Here is an 18,486-nt window from a genome sequence, read left to right as displayed (position 1 = left end):
GCTCATCGTGTATCTCTCCCGCATCTAAGCGCCCGCCGGAACCTGGACGCAAATCATGACGCTGGCGTCAACTTAGTATGTCGTCGCTGGTTTTCCAACGCCTGTGACTCATCTTCCGTGCTGGCCCGGAGGCCTGGGTCGCTCTAGAACGGGGGCTCCTGAAGGGAGACCGCCATGGCCCTTGACGCCGAAACCCGCGACCAGCTCGTCGAGACCGTCCGCCGCTTCGTGACCGAGCGACTCCGTCCCCTCGAGGCTCAGGTGTCCGAGAACGACGCCATCCCGGATGAGGTGATCGAGGAGATGAAGGCCCTGGGCCTGTTCGGCCTGTCGATCCCGGCCGAGTACGGCGGCCTTGACCTCGGCATGGAGGAAGAGGTCCTTGTCGCCCTGGAGCTGGGCCGGACCAGCCCGGCCTTCCGGTCCGCCTTCGGCACCAATGTCGGCATCGGCGCCCAGGGCCTGGTGATGTTCGGCAATGACGCCCAGAAGGCGAAGTACCTGCCCGGCATCGCCTCCGGCGAGATCATCACCTCCTTCGCCCTGACCGAGCCGGAGGCCGGCTCGGACTCCGCCGCCGTCCAGACCCGGGCGGTGCGCGACGGCGACCACTACGTCCTTAACGGCGCCAAGCGCTACATCACCAACGCCAACAAGGCCGACCTGTTCACCGTGATGGCGCGGACAGATCCCTCCAAGCCCGGCGGCGGCGGGGTCTCGGCCTTCCTGGTGGAGCGTAATCTCCCGGGACTGTCGGTGGGCAAGCCCGAGAAGAAGATGGGCCAGCAGGGCGCCCACATCTGCGACGTCATCTTCGACAATGTCCGGGTGCCTGTCGAAAACCGCCTGGCCGGCGAGGGCGAGGGCTTCAAGGTGGCCATGCAGGTCCTGGACCGAGGCCGTCTGCATATCAGCGCCGTCTGCGTCGGTGTCGCCGAGCGCCTGATCGCCGACTGCGTCGCCTACGCCTCCGAGCGCAAGCAGTTCGGCCAGGCCATCTCCCAGTTCCAGCTGGTGCAGGGGATGATCGCCGACTCCAAGACCGAGTCCCTCGCCGCGAAGGCCCTGACCCTGGAAACCGCCCGCAAGCGCGATGCCGGCGAGAGCGTGACCATGGAGGCGGCGGCGGCCAAGTACTTCGCCTCGGAGATGGTCGGTCGCGTGGCGGACCGGGCGGTGCAGATCTTCGGCGGCGCCGGTTACATCGCCGACTACGGGATCGAGCGCTTCTATCGGGATGTCCGTATCTTCCGGATCTACGAGGGCACCAGCCAGATCCAGCAGGTCATCATCTCGCGTGAGACCCTGAAGCGGGGCGGCTGATCATGGCCGTGGACATGGAGGCGGTGATCCTCGAGGTCGTCTCCGCCCTGCCGCCCGGCAAGTCGGCCTCGTCGGAGGAGGTGGCCCGCGCGGCGGATCCGGAGAACTGGCGGCGGCTGACCGGCCATGTCCGGGGCGCGGCCAAGGGCCTGGCCCGGCAGGGGCGGATCGTGATCCTGAGGCACGGCAAGCCGGCTGATCCCGAGACCTTCAAGGGGGTCTACCGCCTGCGACTGCCCTAGGGGGCTCAGACCTCGGACAATCTCCGGTTCCGGGGTTCCTTCACCATGAAGACGAGGCAGACGAGCCCCAGCACCAGGAAACCAATCGAGATCCCGAAGACAGCCGGATAGCCAAGGGCGTCGGCCACCAAGCCCCCTACGATCGGGCTGATCGAGGCCGTGACCCCTTCCGCGGAGGATGAGATCGCAATCCTCATGGGCATTTCCTCGCGGTTCCCGAACTCCAGGATCATGGTCTGGGCGGCCATCATGTAGCCGGACTGGGCCGCCCCCAGACCGAAGAAGGCGATGAAGATGGCGACCGGGGTCTGCAGCGCCAGGAGGATCACCGTGGCGAGAATCCACATGGCCAGTGAGATCAGCAGGACGTGCCGGAAGCCGGTCCGGTCCCCCATATAGCCCCAGAGCAGGTTGGAGAGCGTATCCGCCCCGAGATAGGCCATGGCGAGCAGCCCCAGCATCGCGCCTGTCAGCCCGATCGAGGAGGTCGCGTAGATGGCGTAGAAGGGCACCGCCATGCGACTTGCCGTAGCCAGCATCTGGACCAGCAGGAAGGGAGCGTACCCAGGGTCGGACCGGATGAGGGCCGGGAAATCCCGGACCCGGTCCCTGAACCGCGCCTTGGCCGGCAGGTTCGGCGGTTCGGGCTCCCTGAGCAGCACCTGGAGGGCCCAGAGCCCCAGGGTTGTCAGCACGGCGGCCAGCAGGAAGGTCACCGAGTACCCGTGACCGAAGAGATCGGGTTCGATGATGTACCGGCCGGCGGCCCAGGCGAGCACTGCGGCGATCAGACCGCCCGTGGCGTTGCGCCAGGCCTGTAATCTTCCCCGGCGGCTGAGCGGGATGCCCTTGGCCATCAGCATGCCGAACACCACCCTCTGGGCGCCCATGAAGACCCCGAAGAGGAAGAGCAGGGCCAGCATGGCGTAGACCAGGGACTGTCCCTGCAGGAACCAGCCCGCGGCCGCCATGCCGACGATCTGGACGCGGCCGAGACCGCCCATCCAGAGGGCGGCGGGCATGACCTTCTTGCGGTGTTCTATGGCCGTGGCGCCGAAGATCGGCGAGATGATGCCGCCGACCTGCTGCAGGGCCTGGGCGAGCCCGACTATGGTGTTCGAGCCGGAAATCATGTGGATGTAGACCGGCATGAAGGTCGGCGCGTTGATCAGCCGGAAGCCGGTCATGCCCAGCATGCCGTGCAGGTAGTTGCCGATGTAGTTGCGCTTCAGGTTGTCCCAGACGAAGGCCTCGTACTCGGCTTCCCGGGCTTCCAGGTCGGCTGGCAAGCCGTCTGGCGGGACGCCTTGGTTCGGGACGCCTCGGTTCGGGTCGGCGTCAGTCGACGCCGGGGGAGACTCGTCCCTGCTCACTTTGAATTCGCCCGCTCCGGCGCAACCGGCGGCGGACCCTCCCGGAATATGGTTTCAAGTCCTAATGGAACCCGGTCTACCAGAGTCCCCCGCTCCGGCAAGCCCGGCGCGGTCGAACCCAGAGCCTAGCGCGCCAGTTCCTTCATCGCCTTCTCGAGGCCCTCGAGGGTCAGAGGAAACATCCGGTCGCCGACGAGTTGGCGCATGACCTCGAGGGACGGGGTGTAATCCCAGTGCCGCTCGGCCGTGGGATTGAGCCAGACCACGTCATCGAAGGTCTGGGTGACGCGGTCGATCCAGATGGCGCCCGGCTCTTCGTTCCAGTGTTCGACCGAGCCGCCGGGATAGGTGATTTCGTAGGGGCTCATGGTGGCGTCGCCCACGAAGATGACCTTGTAGTCGCGGCTGAACTTGTGAAGCACGTCCCAGGTCGGGATCTTCTCGGCGTGACGGCGCCGGTTGTCCTTCCACACGCTCTCATAGAGGCAGTTGTGGAAGTAGTAGAACTCCATGTTCTTGAACTCGGTGCGCGCCGCGCTGAAGAGCTCCTCGCAGACCTTGATGTGGCTGTCCATCGAGCCACCGACATCGAAAAAGATCAGGACGCTGATCTTGTTGCGGCGCTCGGGCCTCAGCTTGATGTCGAGATAACCCTTCTCGGCGGTGCCGCGGATCGTGCCGTCCATATCCAGCTCTTCGGCGGCGCCGTCCCGGGTCCACTTGCGAAGGCGGCGGAGCGCGACCTTGATGTTGCGGGTGCCCAGCTCGACGCTGTCATCCAGGTTCTTGTATTCTCGCTTGTCCCAGACCTTCACGGCGCGGCCATGGCGGCCCTTGTCCTGGCCGATGCGCACGCCTTCGGGATGATAGCCGTTCGCGCCGAAGGGGGAGTCGCCGTTAGGGCCCTGGCCGCCCTTGCCCTTGCCCTTGCCTTCACCGTCTCCGTCATCGCCGTTCTCGCGCTGCTGGCGCATCTGCTCGGCGAGGGCCTCCATGAGCTTCTCGAAACCGCCCATGGCCTCGATCTGGGCCTTCTCCTCATCCGTGAGGAACTTGTCGGAGATCTTCTTCAGCCATTCCGCCGGAATGTCGGAAATGCCAAAACCTTCAAGTTTTTCAAGGCCCTTAAAGACATGCCCGAAGACCTGATCGAACGGATCGAGGTTCTTCTCGTCCTTCACCAGGGCGGACCGGGCGAGGTAGTAGAAGTCGTCGACATTGCGGTCGATCACGCCCTTGTCCATCGCCTCCATGAGCATCAGGTACTCCTTGAGGGTCACGGGGACCTTGGCCTCGCGGAGTTCGGTGAAGAAGCGCATGAACATGATGGACGTCCCCTGCCGGGCCGGACGGAAGTAACGGAGCTGAATGTGATGCCGCCGGGCCCGGCTGTCCAGCCCGGGACGTCTCAGAAGGCCGGACGCCGCCGCAGGATGAACTCACGATCCACCGTCTGGCCAACTGGGAATCCGTACTCCCCGACCTTCTCGAAATCGCGTCTCGCATAGAACCGCTGGGCGCCGAAGTTCTCCGACCACACCCCGATCCAGATGTCCGGAGGGGCCCGGGCGGCCATCCAGTCGATCACCGCATCGAAGAGCCGTCCGCCGACGCCGAATCCCTGGGCCGATCCCGCAAGGTAGATGCGCTTGAGCTCCAGCGATCGCACGCCGACATCAGGATGCGGCAGCCCGCAGGGTCCCGCCGTAGCGTATCCGATCGCGGTCCCCGTCTCGGTCTCTGCAATCCAACTGGCCTCGGAAGAGTCCTCCAGGCTCCGGCGTATGGCTTCCGGCTCGTAGGCTGACGCCAGGTAGGCTGCTAGATCTTCCGGGGGATAGAGGTGACCGAAGGTCTCGACGAAGGTCTCGCGACCGAGACGGGCAAGGCGGGCGGCGTCGCCCGCCCCGGCGCGGCGGAGGATCAACTGGGTCATCGACCGCCCATTACCTTTGCTCTGCCGCGGCCGGAAGACGCAACAGAGCCGGACCGCATTGCGGCCAAGGGGCGGGATGTCTAGGTTCCGGATCGCAGGACGGGGATTCCCATGGCGGACGGCACAGACATCGCAAAGCTTTCCTTCGAGCAGGCCCTCGCCGAACTCGAGCGCATCGTCGGACAGCTTGAGACAGGCCAGGCGCCGCTGGAGGAGTCCATCGCCCTCTACGAGCGCGGCGCCCTGCTGAAGGCCCACTGTGAGGCCCGCCTTGAACAGGCACGTCTCAAGGTCGAGAAGATCGTCATCGGTCCATCCGGAGAGGCGGCCGCTGAACCCGCCCGCTTCGAGTGAACTCCGACACCGCCCGCCGTCTGTCAGCCGTCGCCACCCGCATCGACAGCGCTCTTTCCGCCTTCCTGCCGCCCGTGGTGGGCCCCGAGGCGCGTCTGGCGGAGGCCATGCGCTACGCTGTGCTGGGCCCCGGCAAGCGCCTTCGGCCCTTCCTGGTCTTCCAGGCGGGGGAGATCCTGGAGGTTGAGGCCGAACGGCTCGACCGCGCCGCCTGCGCCCTGGAGTGCATCCACGCCTACAGCCTGGTGCACGACGACCTGCCGTGCATGGACGACGACGACCTGCGGCGCGGGCGGCCCACCGTGCACCGGGCTTTTGACGAGGCCACAGCCGTGCTCGCCGGCGACGCCCTGCAGGCCCTGGCCTTCGAGATCCTGGCGGCGCCCGAGACCCATCCCGACGGCCGGGTGCGTGCGGACCTCGTCAGCGCCCTGGCCCGCGCCTCCGGCGCCCGCGGGATGTGCGGCGGCCAGATGATCGACCTGTCCGGTGTGGGTGAAGACCTCGGCGCAGTGGCCAGGATGCAGCGGCTCAAGACCGGCGCGCTGATCTCGGCGGCCTTTGAACTCCCCCTCGTCATGGCCCGCGCTGGTGACGCCGAACGGCACGCCCTCCTGGCCTTCGCCCACGACCTCGGGCTCGCCTACCAGATCGTGGACGACCTCCTGGACGTCGAAGGCGAAACCGGCGTGGTCGGCAAGGTCACTGGCAAGGACGCCGCGCGCGGCAAGGTCAACTTCGTGACCCTTCTGGGGGTCGATGACGCCCGCGCCCGCCTTGATGTCATTGCCGATCAGGCCCGCACCCACCTCGATCCCCTTGGGGAAAGAGCCGTTGGACTCCGGGCCTGTCTGGATTTCGTGCTTGATCGGCGAAGCTGATTGCGAGCAAAGCAAGCGACATGCCCCCCCTGACCCCGCTCCTTGACACCGTGTCTTCGCCCGCCGACCTTCGTGGCCTATCCATCGCCCAACTTCGCCAGCTGGCCGACCAGGTGCGCGCCGAGACGATCGATGCGGTATCCCAGACGGGTGGACACCTGGGCGCCGGCCTCGGCGTGGTCGAACTCACCGTCGCTCTGCACCATGTCTACCAGACGCCCGAGGACATTCTGATCTGGGACGTGGGCCACCAGGCCTATCCCCACAAGATCCTCACCGGGCGACGGGACCGGATCCGCACCTTGCGCCAGGGCGGCGGCCTCAGTGGCTTCACCAAGCGCGCGGAGAGTCCCTACGATCCCTTCGGCGCCGCGCACGCCGCGACCTCCATCTCCGCGGCGCTGGGTTTCTGCGCCGCCCGTGACGCAGAGGGCCGAGACAACAGCGTGGTGGCGGTGATCGGCGATGGCTCCATGAGCGCCGGCATGGCGTACGAAGCGATGAACAACGCCTCCGAGACCACCGGCCAGCTGACAGTGATCCTCAACGACAACGACATGTCCATCGCTCCACCGGTGGGCGGCATGAGCGCCTACATGGCGCGGCTGGTCTCGGGCGGCGGCTACCAGTCCTTGCGCAAGCTTGGAAAATCGATGGCCAGCGCCCTGCCTCGGCCCCTTCAGGAAGCCGCCCGCAAGGCCGAGGAGTTCGCCCGGGGCATGGTGACCGGCGGCACCTTCTTCGAGGAGCTGGGCTTCTACTACATCGGGCCGATCGACGGGCATGACCTCGAGGCCCTGGTCCCGATCCTGCAGAACGCCCGCGAGATCCGTGACCGTCCGGTCCTCGTCCACGTTGTCACACAGAAGGGCAAGGGCTACGCCCCGGCGGAGAGCGCCGAGGATAAGCTGCACGCCGTGGCCCGTTTCGACGTCGTGACCGGCCGCCAGGCCAAGCCGACCCAGCCAGCGCCGCCTTCCTACACGCGCGTCTTCGCCGACGCCCTGATCTCGCAGGCAGAGCGGGACCCCCGCATCGTCGCGGTGACCGCCGCCATGCCCTCGGGGACCGGCCTGGATCTTTTCGGCAAGCGTTTCCCGGACCGGACCTTTGACGTCGGCATCGCCGAGCAGCATGCGGTCACCTTCGCCGCCGGCCTGGCGGCGGATGGCATGAAGCCCTTCGCCGCCATCTATTCGACCTTCCTCCAGCGTGGCTACGATCAGGTCGTGCACGATGTCGCCATCCAGCGACTCCCGGTCCGCTTCGCCATGGATCGCGCCGGCCTGGTGGGCGCAGATGGTCCCACCCACGCCGGTTCCTTTGATATCGGCTTCATGGGCGCCCTTCCCGGCATGGTCCTGATGGCCGCCTCCGACGAGGCCGAGCTGGCCCGCATGGTGGCGACGGCGGCGGTCATTGATGACCGGCCCTCGGCGTTTCGCTATCCCCGCGGGGAAGGGCTGGGCGTGGTGGTTCCCGAGCGGGTTGAGCCGCTGGAGATCGGCCGCGGCCGCATCGTCCGGGAAGGAACCACCGTGGCGCTTCTGTGCTTCGGCGCGCGCCTCGGGGAGTGCCTGAAGGCCGCTGATCTCTTGGCGGCGCGCGGCGTCTCGGCGACAGTCGCCGATGCGCGTTTCGCCAAGCCTCTCGATGAGGATCTCATCCTCCGCCTCGCTCGTGAGCACGAGGCCCTGATCACGGTGGAGGAGGGCGCCATGGGCGGCTTCGGCGCCTTCGTCCTGCAGATGCTGGCGGCCCGCGGCGTCCTCGACTCCGGTCTGAAGGTGCGGACCCTTTATCTCCCGGACGTCTTCCAGGATCAGGACAAGCCCGAGGCGATGTATGCCCAGGCTGGCCTCGATGCGCCGGGGCTGGCCGCCGCCGCCTTCAGCGTGCTTGGGGACGGCCTGTCCGCCACGGCCGTCCTGCGAGCCTGATCCTCCGCAGCTAGAACGGCCAGAGCCTGGCGACCACGGACTGACCGGCGGGCGCCTTCTGCATGGTCGAGATGTCGCCCCGGCCGCCATAGTTGATGCGCGCCTCTGCGATCTGGGTGTGCCGGATCGTATTTGTGGAGGAGATGTCCTCCGGGCGGATCATTCCGGAAACTGTCAACTGGCGGAGCTCGGCGTTGGTGCGCACCTCCTGGGTGCCCTCAATGATCAGATTGCCGTTCGGAAGGATGCCGGTCACCACCGCCGCAACGGTCAGGGAGATGGCCTCCGCCCGGTTTACGCTGCCGGACCCGGAACTCGAAAAGGTCGAGTTGGTCTGGAAAGGCGAGGCGTTGTCGAAGCTGTTGCCCGGGGGAAGCAGGCGGCGCACCTGTCCCTCGAGTCCGAACAGGCTGGTCAGGGCGGCGTCTGTCTCTGACGAACGGTTTGAGACCGAGGTGTTGGAGGTCTTGGCGGAGTCGTTGATGGCGATCTGGACCGTCACGATGTCGCCAACCCGGCTGGCCCTCTGATCAATGAAGAAGGCGCGAGCCCCGCTGCGCCAGAGCGAGTTGGCCGAGGCGGGCGATATCTCTGCCTGCGACGGCAGCATGCCGAGGTCCGGACGTCGTTCCTGCGGCGTCACCGGATAGGCCGACGGGCTGAGGCTGGGGCCCACAGCGGCGTCCTTGACGGTTGAACAGGCGGCGAGGGGCAGGGTGGCGAGAAGAAGGGCGGCGGCGAGTCTCATGGAGCGGGACCTGTCTGGAAAAGGGTTCAACGGCGGGCGATCCGCGTGGAGGTCGAGGGACGTCCGCCGGGTGAGTCGGGGCCAGTCGCCGCCCGGCCCGGACCGGTGACGACCGCCTGGAAGGTCTTCTTGGAGGTAAGGTTCTGAAGGGTGATCAGCTGGCCGATGGCGCCGGCGTCCAGCGCCCTGACCTGGAGTTCCAGGGAGACCCCTCCGGATTGATAGGTCGCGGTGACCAGATCACCTGTTCGGATCGCCATGGGTGCGCTGACATCCCGCGCCGAAACCAGAGCGCCCTCCCTGAGGGGGCGTCTCGCAATCATGCCGATCGCCTCGTCGGCGTCCCGCAGGGCGTCGACCGGGGCGGCTGCGGCCCGGGTCCAGACGAGGTCTTCGGCCCGCACTTCTTCCCCAGCGGCCAGGCTCCGCGCATAGGCGAGGACCTGGACCTGACGCCCACGGGAGGAGGCGAGGGGCGACGGCGCTTCGCCCTGGCGAACGATGATGCGCCTCAACCCGTCCGGATTGGACCACTGAAGTCCGTGACGCCGGGCGAGAATCTGGACGGCGGTCGCATCCAGCACCACCGTGGGGCCCGAGCGCGCGGCCACACGCGCCGAGGCCGCCGGCCCGCCTCCCTCGAAGAGATCGCCCAGGGTCACCACCCCGTCGGAATCGACGGGATCGCCCCGGAGAGCGACCGATGTCCCGGCGCTGGCCACCGCCGGAGTCATCAGGGTGAGGGCGAGGGCGGCGGCGATCAGACGGCGCAACGGATCAGCTCCGGATCTGGTTGGCGGTCGACAGCATTTCGTCGGCTGACTTGATGACCTTGGAGTTCATCTCGTACGCCCTCTGGGCGACGATCAGGGCGGTCACCTCGGCGACCGCATCGACGTTCGAGGCTTCGGTGTAGCCTTGGAGCAGCACGCCTGTGCCGTCGACGCCCGGCACGCTGAGGGTCGGCGCTCCGGAGGACCCGCTTTCAAGGTACAGGTTGTCTCCGATCGCCTCGAGGCCGCCTTCATTCACAAAGGTCGCCAGTTCGAGCGTTCCCACCACCGAGGGTTCCACCTGGCCCGCCTGTTTGATCTGGATCTGACCGGCCTTCGAGATCGAGACGTCCGTCGCATCCGGAGGGATCACGACGGCGGGCTGGATCTGGTATCCATCCGAGGTGACCAGCTGGCCCTGGTCGTTCAGGGACAGGTTCCCAGCCCTCGTGTAGGCGAGTTCGCCGGTCGGCATCAGGACCTGCAGGTACCCACGCCCCTGGATGGCGATGTCCAGCTTGTTGCCGGTCTGGGTCATCGGCCCCTGCTCGGTAATCCGGTAGATCGAGCCTGCCGTGACCCCGGCGCCAACCTGCAGCCCGGTCGGGACGACGGTGCCCTGGTCCGATGACTGAGACCCTGCCCGTTCGAGGGTCTGATAGAGCAGATCCTGAAATTCCGCCCTCTGCCGCTTGAACCCCACGGTGTTCATGTTGGCGATGTTGTTCGAGATGACCTCGACGTTCAGCTGCTGGGCGGACATGCCGGTTGCGGCAGTTCGGAGAGCTTGCATGGGGGGTCAGCCTTTCTACTCGACGCGTCCGAGTCGCTCGACGGATCGACGCGACAGTTCCTGGGTATTCTCCATTATCCGGGCCAGGGACTCGTAGGCCCGGGTCACCTCGATCATCTCGGTGACCTGGAGAATGGGATTGACGTTGGAGCCTTCCAGAACCCCCTGCCGGATCTGCGAACCTGTCGCGGGCTGAGGCTCTGCGTTGGACGTGTTCCGGTACTGGTTGGCGCCCACCTTCTCGAGCGCGGAAAGCGAATCGAAGACAACCACGCCGAGGCGGCCAACCTGTTCGATCCCCTGGCTCAATGAGCCGTCAATAGCGATCTCGACCGGCCCTCTCTGGACATCAATGATCACCTCTGCGCCGCCCGCATCCAGCAGGGGCTGACCGGCCTGGTTCACGATCCGGCCCGTTCCGTCGAGGCGGAAGTGACCGTCACGGGTGTACCGCTCTCCTGAGGGGGTCTGGATCCGGAAGAAGCCTGGCCCTTCTATCGCCAGATCAAAGGTCGCATTGGTGATCTGCAGGGGGCCCTGGGAGAAGTCACGGGCAAGTCCATCATCAATGACGAACTTGATCGGATTGGGACCCTCAACCGTCCGTGCGGGAGCCTTGGGTTCAGTGCGCACGAGAGCCTGCTCGGCCTTGAAGCCGGATGTATCGGCATTGGCTATGTTGTTCGCGACGATGTCCAGCTGACGCCGGAGGGTCATCTGCCGCGAAAGCCCTACGTAAAGTGCGTTGTCCATCGACTCGGTCGCCTGATGCTGAGGCCCCGGAGGGCTCTGTTCACCATGCAAACCTTGGGCCAATCAAAAAACCCAATAAAAACAGCAATTAAAATAGTTAATTCCGTCCGGGCTGCGGAATTTGCCGGGCCAATCCTCCCGCTCCTGGCGGTCGCAAGAACGGATCGTTAACTAAACCGCGCTACCCATTCACCGAACCCAAGGAGTTATGGCCGTGGCCAAGCCCCCCAAGAGTGCTGACGAGGAAGACGTCGATCTCGGCGGCGCCGAGGCTGGCGAAGAGGGCGGCAAGAAGAAGCTCCCTCTCCGACTCATCATCATCGCAGGTGTCGCAGCCGTGGTTGTGCTCGGAGGAGGGGGTGCTGCGGCCTTCTTCCTCTTCTTCAATCAGCCCCCTGCGGCGGAGAAAGACGGCGCGGAGAAGAAGGGCGGAGCCGAGGCGAAGAAGGAAGCCGGAAAGGCTCCGGAAGGCGAGGAGGGAGAGCCGCTTGTCGTGGTCACCCAGGGACCGGACGGGGTGCTCTTCTGCACGCTCCCGAACATGGTCACGAACATGCAGGCGAGCGATGGCAGGCCTGTCTACCTCAAGCTCAAGGTGACCCTTGAGGCCCCGGATCAAGAGACGGCCGACCTGATCGGTCCGGCCATGCCCAGGCTCCAGGATATGCTGCAGGCCTTCCTGCGGGAGTTGCGCCCCGAAGATCTGCAGGGGTCCCAGGGGACCTTTCAGTTGCGGACGGAAGTCCTTCGGAGGGTCAATCTGGTGATCGCGCCTGCCCGCGTGAACGCTGTTCTGATCGAGGAGATGCTCATCAGCTAGGCCTGTGGCCGGCTGGAGAAGGCGCCATGGCGAATACTGACGACATTTCTCCCGGAGGTGAAGAAGGCTGGGGGCGGAGCGGCTCCTCCGAGGCCCTCCTCGGCGGTGAGCGCATCCTGAACCAGGATGAGATCGATAGTCTCCTGGGCTTCGACGTCACCGGCGATGACAGCCTCGAGCGCAATGGCATACGGGCGATCATCAATTCCGCGCTGGTGTCCTATGAGCGCCTGCCGATGCTGGAGATCGTCTTTGACCGCCTCGTGCGGTACATGACGACATCTCTGCGGAATTTCACCTCGGATAATGTCGAAGTCAGCCTAGACAGCATTTCTTCCATAAGGTTTGGAGATTATCTTAATTCGATCCCTCTTCCGGCGATATTGACTGTCTTCAAGGCGGAACAGCTTGAAAACTATGGACTTCTGACAGTTGACTCGAACCTGATCTATTCGATCGTGGATGTGTTGCTCGGTGGGCGTCGCGGCACAGCCGCCATGAGGATCGAGGGACGGCCCTACACCACCATCGAGCGCGTGCTGGTCCAGCGGATGGTCGAGGTCATACTTGCGGACGCCAAGCTGGCGTTCGAGCCCCTCACGCCCGTGACCTTCACTCTGGACCGGCTTGAAACCAACCCGCGATTTGCGGCCATCGCCCGACCAGCCAACGCGGCGATCCTGGTCAAACTCAGGATCGACATGGAGGACCGCGGCGGCCGGGTTGAGTTGCTATTGCCGTACGCCACCCTGGAACCGATCCGGAAAATGCTTCTCCAGCAATTCATGGGGGAGAAGTTTGGCCGGGACAACATCTGGGAAGGTCACCTGGCGACCGAGCTCTGGACGACCCAGATGGATATCCGCGCCGTTCTGGACGAGCAGCAGTTGCCGCTTCAGACCGTGCTCAACCTCAAGGTGGGTGATACCTTGATGCTCAACGCAACCCCGGACAAGGCGGTCGAGTTGCGCGCAGGATCGGTACACCTGACAACCGCTCGAATGGGGCGGCGCAATCACCATATCGCCGTGAGGGTCGAGGCTCCCCTGAGCCGGACGGCCCGGCGCGCGGTCCAGGAGATGTCCAGCTCATGATTACCATCATTCTCAACCTGCTCCTGGCCAGCCTTCTGTGCGGCGCGCTTTGGATGGGCTGGCGCCTGAACGAGCGACTGAAGGTGCTTCGTGAGGGGCAGATGGGTTTTGCGAAGGCGGTCGCGGACCTCGACGCTGCGGCCGCCCGGGCGGAGCGTGGTCTTGCCGATCTCAAGGCCGCGAGCGACGAGATGGCCGAGGTTCTGGTGACGAGGATCGAGCGCGCCAGGGTTCTTGCCTCCAAGCTTGATCAGCAGTTCGAGGCGGGCGCCCGTGCGGGGCTGGCGATCGACCCCCGCGACGCCCAGGCCTCCGATGCGGACATCGAGCGGTTGAGCCGTAACCTCGGGTCGTTGCTCGCGCAAAGCCGGGAAGCGAAGGCCAGAGGCCGCGAGGCGCCCGTCGTCCTTGAGCGTCGTCCCGCCGCGGGGGTGCGCCGGCGTCCCGATTTCGAGGATGATCTCTTTCTGGCCTCAGAGGACCTGCGTCCCAGAGCCGTGTTCTCGAGGGCGCGCGGATGACCCGGCCGGCGCGTATTCTGCCCCTGGTGGGGGTCGCCGCAGTCGGTGTCCTCGCCATCAACGCCCTGTCCGGGCTGAACGGAGCCCCGGATCTGTTTTCGGGCGCCCGAGCCTTCGCCCAGGGAGCCGCCGCCCCGTCCGCAGACCGCCCGGCCGGCGGCGCCCCGGACAATGCCGCCGGAGCGGCGAAGCCCGGGAATGGCGCGCCGGCGGCGCCGACCAATCCTCCCGTCTGCGCCCCGACGGCCGCCGAGCTCGCCAAGGAGGCCGGCCTTTCTCCCGCGGAGCTTCAAATCCTGCAAAGCCTGGGCGCCCGCCGCGGACAGCTTGATCAGAGAGAGGCGGACTTCAACACCCAACTCGCCCTGCTTGCAGCGGCGGAGGCCAAGCTGGATGCGAAGGTCAAGTCGCTGAACGGCATCAAGTCCGACATCCAGGGTCTCCTGAAGCAGGGCGATGAGCAGGAAGCGGCGGAAGTGGCGCGAATGGTCAAGGTCTTTGAGGCCATGAAGCCCAAGGACGCCGCGCCGCGGATGGTCCTCCTGGACGACTCCGTCAGGTTGCCGATCGCCGCGCGAATGAAGGAAAAATCCCTCGGCCTGATCCTTGCCCAGATGCCTCCGGAGGAGGCGAAAAGGCTGACAGAGGCTCTGGCGAAGCGATTTGAACCCGTTCGATCTGCGGCGAACGCCTCGGGAGCGACGACGCCTCCTGCAGGCCCGGCTCCCGCCGCCGGCCCGCAGCCTGCCCGCGCCGCTGCGCCTGCCGCGCCCGCAGGCCCAGCCTGATCCATGTCCTTGCGACGATCCCTCAGCTCGGGCGTCGCAGCGGTCGCGATCGCCGCCGCCGTCGCCACGCCGATCGGCGCCCAGAACGCCGGCGCCCGCCAGGAGGTCAGGGTCGCGGAGGCTGCTGGCTTCACGCGGCTTGATTTTGCTTCCGGCGTCTCGACGCGCCGCGAGGGAGACACCCTGACGGTGACCTTTCCGGCGGGCGTCCGGCCTGACCTCTCGCGATTCCGTTCCGGACCCCTGAGATGGATCGAGGCTGCGAGGGTGGGCCAATCGGGTGGACGGACCCAGTTAATCATCACCCTGGCCGACGAGGCGGATCTGAGGACCGGGACCGCCGATGGCGGTGTCTGGATCAACGTCTTTCCACGGCCAGAGGTCGCCGCGTCATCGGAAACTGCACCTCCGCAGCCTACTGAGCCTCCCGCCAGGCCAGCGACCCGGCCCGACCCTCTGCCGAGGAGCGGGGTCGTCAAGGCGGAAGTTGAGCTTGAGCAGGGGCAGGTTGTCCTGAGCTTTCCCTTCGCCAATCCTGCAGGAGCGGCTGTTTTCCGCAGAGGCGGCTCGATCTGGGTGGTCTTCGATGCGCCTGCCCGGCTTGACATCTCGACTCTTCCGAGAGGTCTCCGCCAGATGGCCTCGGCTGAGGCCTTCAGGGGCCCGGACTACGCCGCCATTCGCATTGAGGCGCCGCCCGGAACGCCTTTCAGGGCGGATTCTGCGGGGGCCACATGGAACATTATCCTCGGTCGGGCGGCGTCCCCTGATGGATCGATCATCCGCGTCGTCCGGGATGAAGTGGGCGGACCCGCCGCCCTGAAGGGCGCCGTCGCGGGCGCGACCCGCGTTCTGCGGATTCCCGATCCCGTCGTGGGCGACATAATGTCCGTCGTCACCGCTCTAGGACCCTCGAAGGGCGCGCCCCTCCGCCGGCAGTTCGCGCAGATCACTGTGCTTCCCTCGGCCCAGGGTCTCGCCCTCGAGTCTCTGGTTCCCGATCTCGCCGTCACGCACGATGGCGACATCGTGCGGATAGGACGGCCGGATGGGCTGGCGCTCTCACCCCTATCTGTCGGATCGGCTCCCGAGGACGCGGGTCTCGATGCGCCGCGGCCAGCTCTCCTGCCGGCGCTCATCGATCAGACGAACTGGCCCAGGACGGGGCCGGAGGGATTCCTGGCCCGGTACAACCAGCTCGTCGCTGCAGCGGCCCAAGAGGCGGCGGGGGGGAAGGAGGCTCCGACCGCCAATCGGTTCGCCCTGGCCCGGTTCCTGGTCGGAAGCGAACTCTCCTACGAGGCCATCGGGGTCCTGAACGATCTCGCCCGCCAGACGCCCCGGGTTCTGGACAACCCTGAGTTCCGCGGACTGCGGGGAATCTCCAGGGTTCTGGCGGGTCGCTATGCAGAGGCCGCCGCCGATTTCTCGGCGCCGATCCTGGCGTCTGATCCGTCCGCCTCCCTTTGGCGAGCCTTTGTCTCCGCTCAGCTCGGGCAGTGGACCGAGGTCCGAAACGAGTTCGGCGCGGGCGCAGAGGCCTTCAACCAGTTCTCGCCCGTGTGGAAGTCACGCTTTGCCCGCGCTGAGGGGCAGGCAGCCCTTGCGCTTGGCGATCTGGAAGGGACAGACAGAGCCATCCAGCTTGCGCTTGAGGACCGGGCAGGCTCGGCGGAGACCCTGGCGGTCAGACTTCTCCAGGCGCGCCTCCTGGAGGAGCAGGGCGCCAAGGATCGCGCGGTGCGAATCTATCAGGCTGTCGCGACGGCTCCGTTGGAGTGGCTATCGACGCCGGCGGCCCTCAGCGCCGCAAGGCTCCGGCTGGATCAGGGAAAGATCACTCCGGTCCAGGCGGCCGATGAGATCAACGCCCTTCGGTTCCGATGGCGGGGAGATGGAACCGAGCTCGAGGTCATCCGAACCTTGGGGGGCCTCTACCTGAGCCAGGGGCGCTATCGGGAGGCGTTGGAAACCCTGAGATCGGCCGGGCGGTCTCTGCCTGACCTTCCGGAGGCGGTTCAGCTGCAGTCGGACCTCAACCAGGCCTTCCGGGCCCTGTTCATCGACGGGGTTGCGGACGGGCTTCAGCCTGTCCAGGCCCTCGCCCTGTTCCTTGACTTCAAGGAACTGACCCCACTTGGAGCGGAAGGCGACCTGATGGTTCGCCGCCTTGTCGGCCGACTCGTCAATGTCGACCTGCTTCCCCAGGCTGCGGAGTTGCTGAAGTACCAGACCGAAAACCGGCTTGAGGGTGCACCAAAGGCCCAGGTTGCGACGGATCTGGCCCTGATCTACCTGATGGATCGCAAGCCCGAGCAGGCCCTGCAAGCGATCAATAGTTCCCGCACGACCCTGCTGCCGCCTGCGATGCAGATGGAGCGCCGGCGGGTAGAGGCGCGGGCGCTGATCGCGTTGAATCGCCCCGATGACGCCCTTGAACTTCTGGAACGGGATCGGACGCCCGAAGGCGAGGATCTGCGCAACGAGATCATCTGGCGCAAGAAGAACTGGCCGGTCGCCGGTGCAGCGTTTGAGCGGAGCCTTGGAGATCGATGGCGACGTCCTGGCGCTCTCAGCGCCGAGGAAGAAGGCAGGTTGCTCCGGGCGAGCATTGCGTACAGCCTGTCCGGGGACGATGCAGGACTTGCGAGGTTGCGAACCCGGTTTAGTCCCTTCATCGAGAACGCCAGAAATCCGGACGCTCTCCGCGTCGGTCTGGCTGGCCTGGACTCCTCGGAAGCCGGCGCCCCCGATTTCAGCAAGGTGACTGCCGACAGCGAGGCCTTTTCAGGCTGGGTCGAGAAGATGCGCGCCCGATTCACCCGGGCGGCGCCGTCCCCTGCACCCGCCGCCGGGTCCCGCCCGTCATCGACGACCCCAACGCCAAGGTCTGCAACCGCCCCGGCGAGCCCGACTCCGCCATCTCCGGCCCAGCCGCCGGCAGCGCCCCGCCCCGCCTGATCTGTCCGGCCGGTAGGCGGAGAGAGGGAGAGGCCGTCTTCAGGAAGGGTTGAAGCTATACGCCGCTGGCCCGTTGGAAGCTCTCGATCAGACTCCCCGCCACCAGGCGCCAGCCGTCAACCAGCACAAAGAAGATGAGCTTGAAGGGCAGGGAGACCACAATGGGCGGAAGCATCATCATGCCCATGCTCATCAGGACGCTGGCGACCACCAGGTCGATGACAAGGAAGGGAACGAAGAGAAGGAAGCCGATTTCGAAGGCCCTCTTCAGCTCCGAGATCATGAAGGCCGGGATGACCACCCGGATGGGGACGTCCTCCGCTGTCGCGGGACGCTCGATCCTTGAGAGCCTGATGAACAGCGCCAGGTCTTCACGGTTGACCTGGCTCAGCATGAAGGTCTTCACCGGGCCGCTGGCCGCCTCAAACGCCTGAGGCAACTCCATTTCGTTATTCATCAGGGGCCGAACGCCGAGATCATAGGATCTCTGGAGCGTCGGCGTCATGACGATCGCCGTCATGAAGAGGGCCAGGCTGACAAGGACGGCGTTTGGCGGGGTCTGCTGGATGCCAAGGGCGGTCCGCAGCAGGGACAGGACAACGACCATCCTCACGAAAGAGGTCGTCATGATGACGATGGACGGGGCCAAGGACAGGACGGTCAGCAGGCCGATCAGCTGGACCACCCTCTCGGTGAGACCGGCTCCCGTTCCCAGGTCGATATTGATCGCCTGGGCGAGGGCCGCGGCTGGCAGAACGAGAGAGATGGCGCCTGCTATGAGGGCAAGCTTGCCCGCGAGCCTGAGGTCCTGGGCGAAGGCGGCAAGATGCTCTGATCGACTTTGCCTGACCTTCATCACTCTGCTTCCCGGGGCTGGGCGGGCGGCGTCAGCTCACGCCCGTCTCCGAGCATGAGGAGGCGGGTTTCCCCGTCGCACTCGACGAGGACAAGCCGTCTCGCCGGATCGAGGATCAGGGTCTCCACGATGCGCATGCGACGTTCCCGTCTTGCGGACGAGATCCTGAAGACTCCGCCCGGTCCGAACCGGCGCAGGAGCACGGCGGCTATGCCGATCAGCCCCAAGGTGAAGAGCAGGGCGAAGGCCGCTCGGGCGAGGGTGATCAGATCCATGGACGAACCATGCCAAACGGGTGTTAAGGACCAATTAACCCTGTTTGTTTACCGT

General features: G+C 66.0%; 19 protein-coding genes. 10 read left to right on the top strand and 9 right to left on the bottom strand.

Annotation, left to right across the window (positions count from 1 at the left end):
* Nucleotides 1–174 precede the first annotated feature (174 nt).
* Together INE98_RS11880 and INE98_RS11875 are read left to right on the top strand one after the other, a co-directional pair.
* Nucleotides 175–1,323 carry an acyl-CoA dehydrogenase family protein gene (locus tag INE98_RS11880; protein ID WP_293539142.1) on the top strand — a complete coding sequence of 383 codons (1,149 nt, stop codon included), beginning with the start codon at nt 175–177 and terminating at the stop codon, nt 1,321–1,323.
* Nucleotides 1,324–1,325: 2 nt separating this feature from the next.
* Nucleotides 1,326–1,565: a DUF3253 domain-containing protein gene (locus tag INE98_RS11875; protein WP_293539141.1), complete on the top strand. Its 240-nt coding sequence runs from the start codon at nt 1,326–1,328 to the stop codon at nt 1,563–1,565.
* Nucleotides 1,566–1,570: 5 nt separating this feature from the next.
* Here the strand turns inward: INE98_RS11875 and INE98_RS11870 are convergent, their stop codons facing one another.
* The 3 genes from INE98_RS11870 to INE98_RS11860 all read right to left on the bottom strand — a co-directional run bounded on the left by INE98_RS11870 (nt 1,571) and on the right by INE98_RS11860 (nt 4,874).
* The gene (locus tag INE98_RS11870; RefSeq protein ID WP_293539140.1) at nt 1,571–2,854 is read right to left on the bottom strand and encodes an MFS transporter; all 1,284 of its coding nucleotides are present in this window, start codon (nt 2,852–2,854) and stop codon (nt 1,571–1,573) included.
* A gap of 209 nt (nt 2,855–3,063) precedes the next feature.
* Nucleotides 3,064–4,263 carry a VWA domain-containing protein gene (locus tag INE98_RS11865; RefSeq protein WP_293539139.1) on the bottom strand — a complete coding sequence of 400 codons (1,200 nt, stop codon included), beginning with the start codon at nt 4,261–4,263 and terminating at the stop codon, nt 3,064–3,066.
* An 83-nt stretch (nt 4,264–4,346) separates the two neighbouring features.
* The gene (locus tag INE98_RS11860) at nt 4,347–4,874 is read right to left on the bottom strand and encodes a GNAT family N-acetyltransferase (RefSeq protein WP_293539138.1); all 528 of its coding nucleotides are present in this window, start codon (nt 4,872–4,874) and stop codon (nt 4,347–4,349) included.
* A gap of 111 nt (nt 4,875–4,985) precedes the next feature.
* Between INE98_RS11860 and INE98_RS11855 the strand changes: the two genes are divergently transcribed.
* The 3 genes from INE98_RS11855 to dxs are packed head-to-tail and all read left to right on the top strand — an operon-like array spanning nt 4,986 to nt 8,049.
* Nucleotides 4,986–5,228, top strand: coding sequence for an exodeoxyribonuclease VII small subunit (locus INE98_RS11855; protein ID WP_293539137.1), 243 nt, complete (start codon nt 4,986–4,988; stop codon nt 5,226–5,228).
* 20 nt (nt 5,229–5,248) lie between these two features.
* Entirely contained in the window at nt 5,249–6,109 is an 861-nt protein-coding gene (locus tag INE98_RS11850; protein WP_293539145.1) for a polyprenyl synthetase family protein, read from the top strand.
* A gap of 20 nt (nt 6,110–6,129) precedes the next feature.
* Entirely contained in the window at nt 6,130–8,049 is a 1,920-nt protein-coding gene (gene dxs / locus INE98_RS11845; protein ID WP_293539136.1) for a 1-deoxy-D-xylulose-5-phosphate synthase, read from the top strand.
* Nucleotides 8,050–8,059: 10 nt separating this feature from the next.
* Here dxs and flgH read toward each other — a convergent pair whose 3' ends face one another.
* From flgH to flgF, 4 genes are read right to left on the bottom strand one after another with little or no spacing between them, the layout of a single operon-like run.
* On the bottom strand, nt 8,060–8,797 hold the full coding sequence (flgH, locus tag INE98_RS11840) for a flagellar basal body L-ring protein FlgH (RefSeq protein WP_293539135.1): 738 nt from the start codon (nt 8,795–8,797) through the stop codon (nt 8,060–8,062).
* Between the two features lie 26 nt (nt 8,798–8,823).
* On the bottom strand, nt 8,824–9,570 hold the full coding sequence (gene flgA / locus INE98_RS11835) for a flagellar basal body P-ring formation chaperone FlgA (protein WP_293539134.1): 747 nt from the start codon (nt 9,568–9,570) through the stop codon (nt 8,824–8,826).
* Between the two features lie 4 nt (nt 9,571–9,574).
* A complete protein-coding gene (flgG, locus tag INE98_RS11830) occupies nt 9,575–10,363 on the bottom strand; it encodes a flagellar basal-body rod protein FlgG (RefSeq protein ID WP_293539133.1) in 789 nt (262 codons plus the stop codon).
* Between the two features lie 15 nt (nt 10,364–10,378).
* Nucleotides 10,379–11,116, bottom strand: coding sequence for a flagellar basal-body rod protein FlgF (gene flgF / locus INE98_RS11825; protein ID WP_293539132.1), 738 nt, complete (start codon nt 11,114–11,116; stop codon nt 10,379–10,381).
* Between the two features lie 214 nt (nt 11,117–11,330).
* On the opposite strand from flgF, the gene INE98_RS11820 reads away from it, so the two are divergent.
* Genes INE98_RS11820 through INE98_RS11800 form a run of 5 tightly spaced genes read left to right on the top strand, consistent with a single transcriptional unit; the run spans nt 11,331 to nt 17,300 of the window.
* A complete protein-coding gene (locus INE98_RS11820) occupies nt 11,331–11,936 on the top strand; it encodes a flagellar basal body-associated FliL family protein (RefSeq protein WP_293539131.1) in 606 nt (201 codons plus the stop codon).
* A gap of 26 nt (nt 11,937–11,962) precedes the next feature.
* Nucleotides 11,963–13,030 carry a flagellar motor switch protein FliM gene (fliM, locus tag INE98_RS11815; RefSeq protein WP_293539130.1) on the top strand — a complete coding sequence of 356 codons (1,068 nt, stop codon included), beginning with the start codon at nt 11,963–11,965 and terminating at the stop codon, nt 13,028–13,030.
* Nucleotides 13,027–13,551, top strand: coding sequence for a DUF6468 domain-containing protein (locus INE98_RS11810; RefSeq protein ID WP_293539129.1), 525 nt, complete (start codon nt 13,027–13,029; stop codon nt 13,549–13,551). The genes fliM and INE98_RS11810 overlap by 4 nt, the downstream gene beginning before the upstream one ends.
* Nucleotides 13,548–14,339 carry a hypothetical protein gene (locus INE98_RS11805; RefSeq protein ID WP_293539128.1) on the top strand — a complete coding sequence of 264 codons (792 nt, stop codon included), beginning with the start codon at nt 13,548–13,550 and terminating at the stop codon, nt 14,337–14,339. The genes INE98_RS11810 and INE98_RS11805 overlap by 4 nt, the downstream gene beginning before the upstream one ends.
* Nucleotides 14,340–14,342: 3 nt before the next feature.
* A complete protein-coding gene (locus tag INE98_RS11800) occupies nt 14,343–17,300 on the top strand; it encodes an endoglucanase (protein ID WP_293539127.1) in 2,958 nt (985 codons plus the stop codon).
* A gap of 55 nt (nt 17,301–17,355) precedes the next feature.
* Here INE98_RS11800 and fliP read toward each other — a convergent pair whose 3' ends face one another.
* Complete coding sequence (gene fliP, locus INE98_RS11795; RefSeq protein ID WP_293539126.1) at nt 17,356–18,156, bottom strand: flagellar type III secretion system pore protein FliP; 801 nt, start codon at nt 18,154–18,156, stop codon at nt 17,356–17,358.
* Nucleotides 18,156–18,431: a flagellar biosynthetic protein FliO gene (locus INE98_RS11790; RefSeq protein WP_293539125.1), complete on the bottom strand. Its 276-nt coding sequence runs from the start codon at nt 18,429–18,431 to the stop codon at nt 18,156–18,158. The genes fliP and INE98_RS11790 overlap by 1 nt, the downstream gene beginning before the upstream one ends.
* Between the last annotated feature and the right edge of the window lie 55 nt (nt 18,432–18,486).

The organism is Phenylobacterium sp., assembly GCF_020253645.1.
Classification (GTDB): Bacteria; Pseudomonadota; Alphaproteobacteria; order Caulobacterales; family Caulobacteraceae; genus Phenylobacterium.
This window is presented reverse-complemented; position numbering and strand designations above follow the sequence as displayed.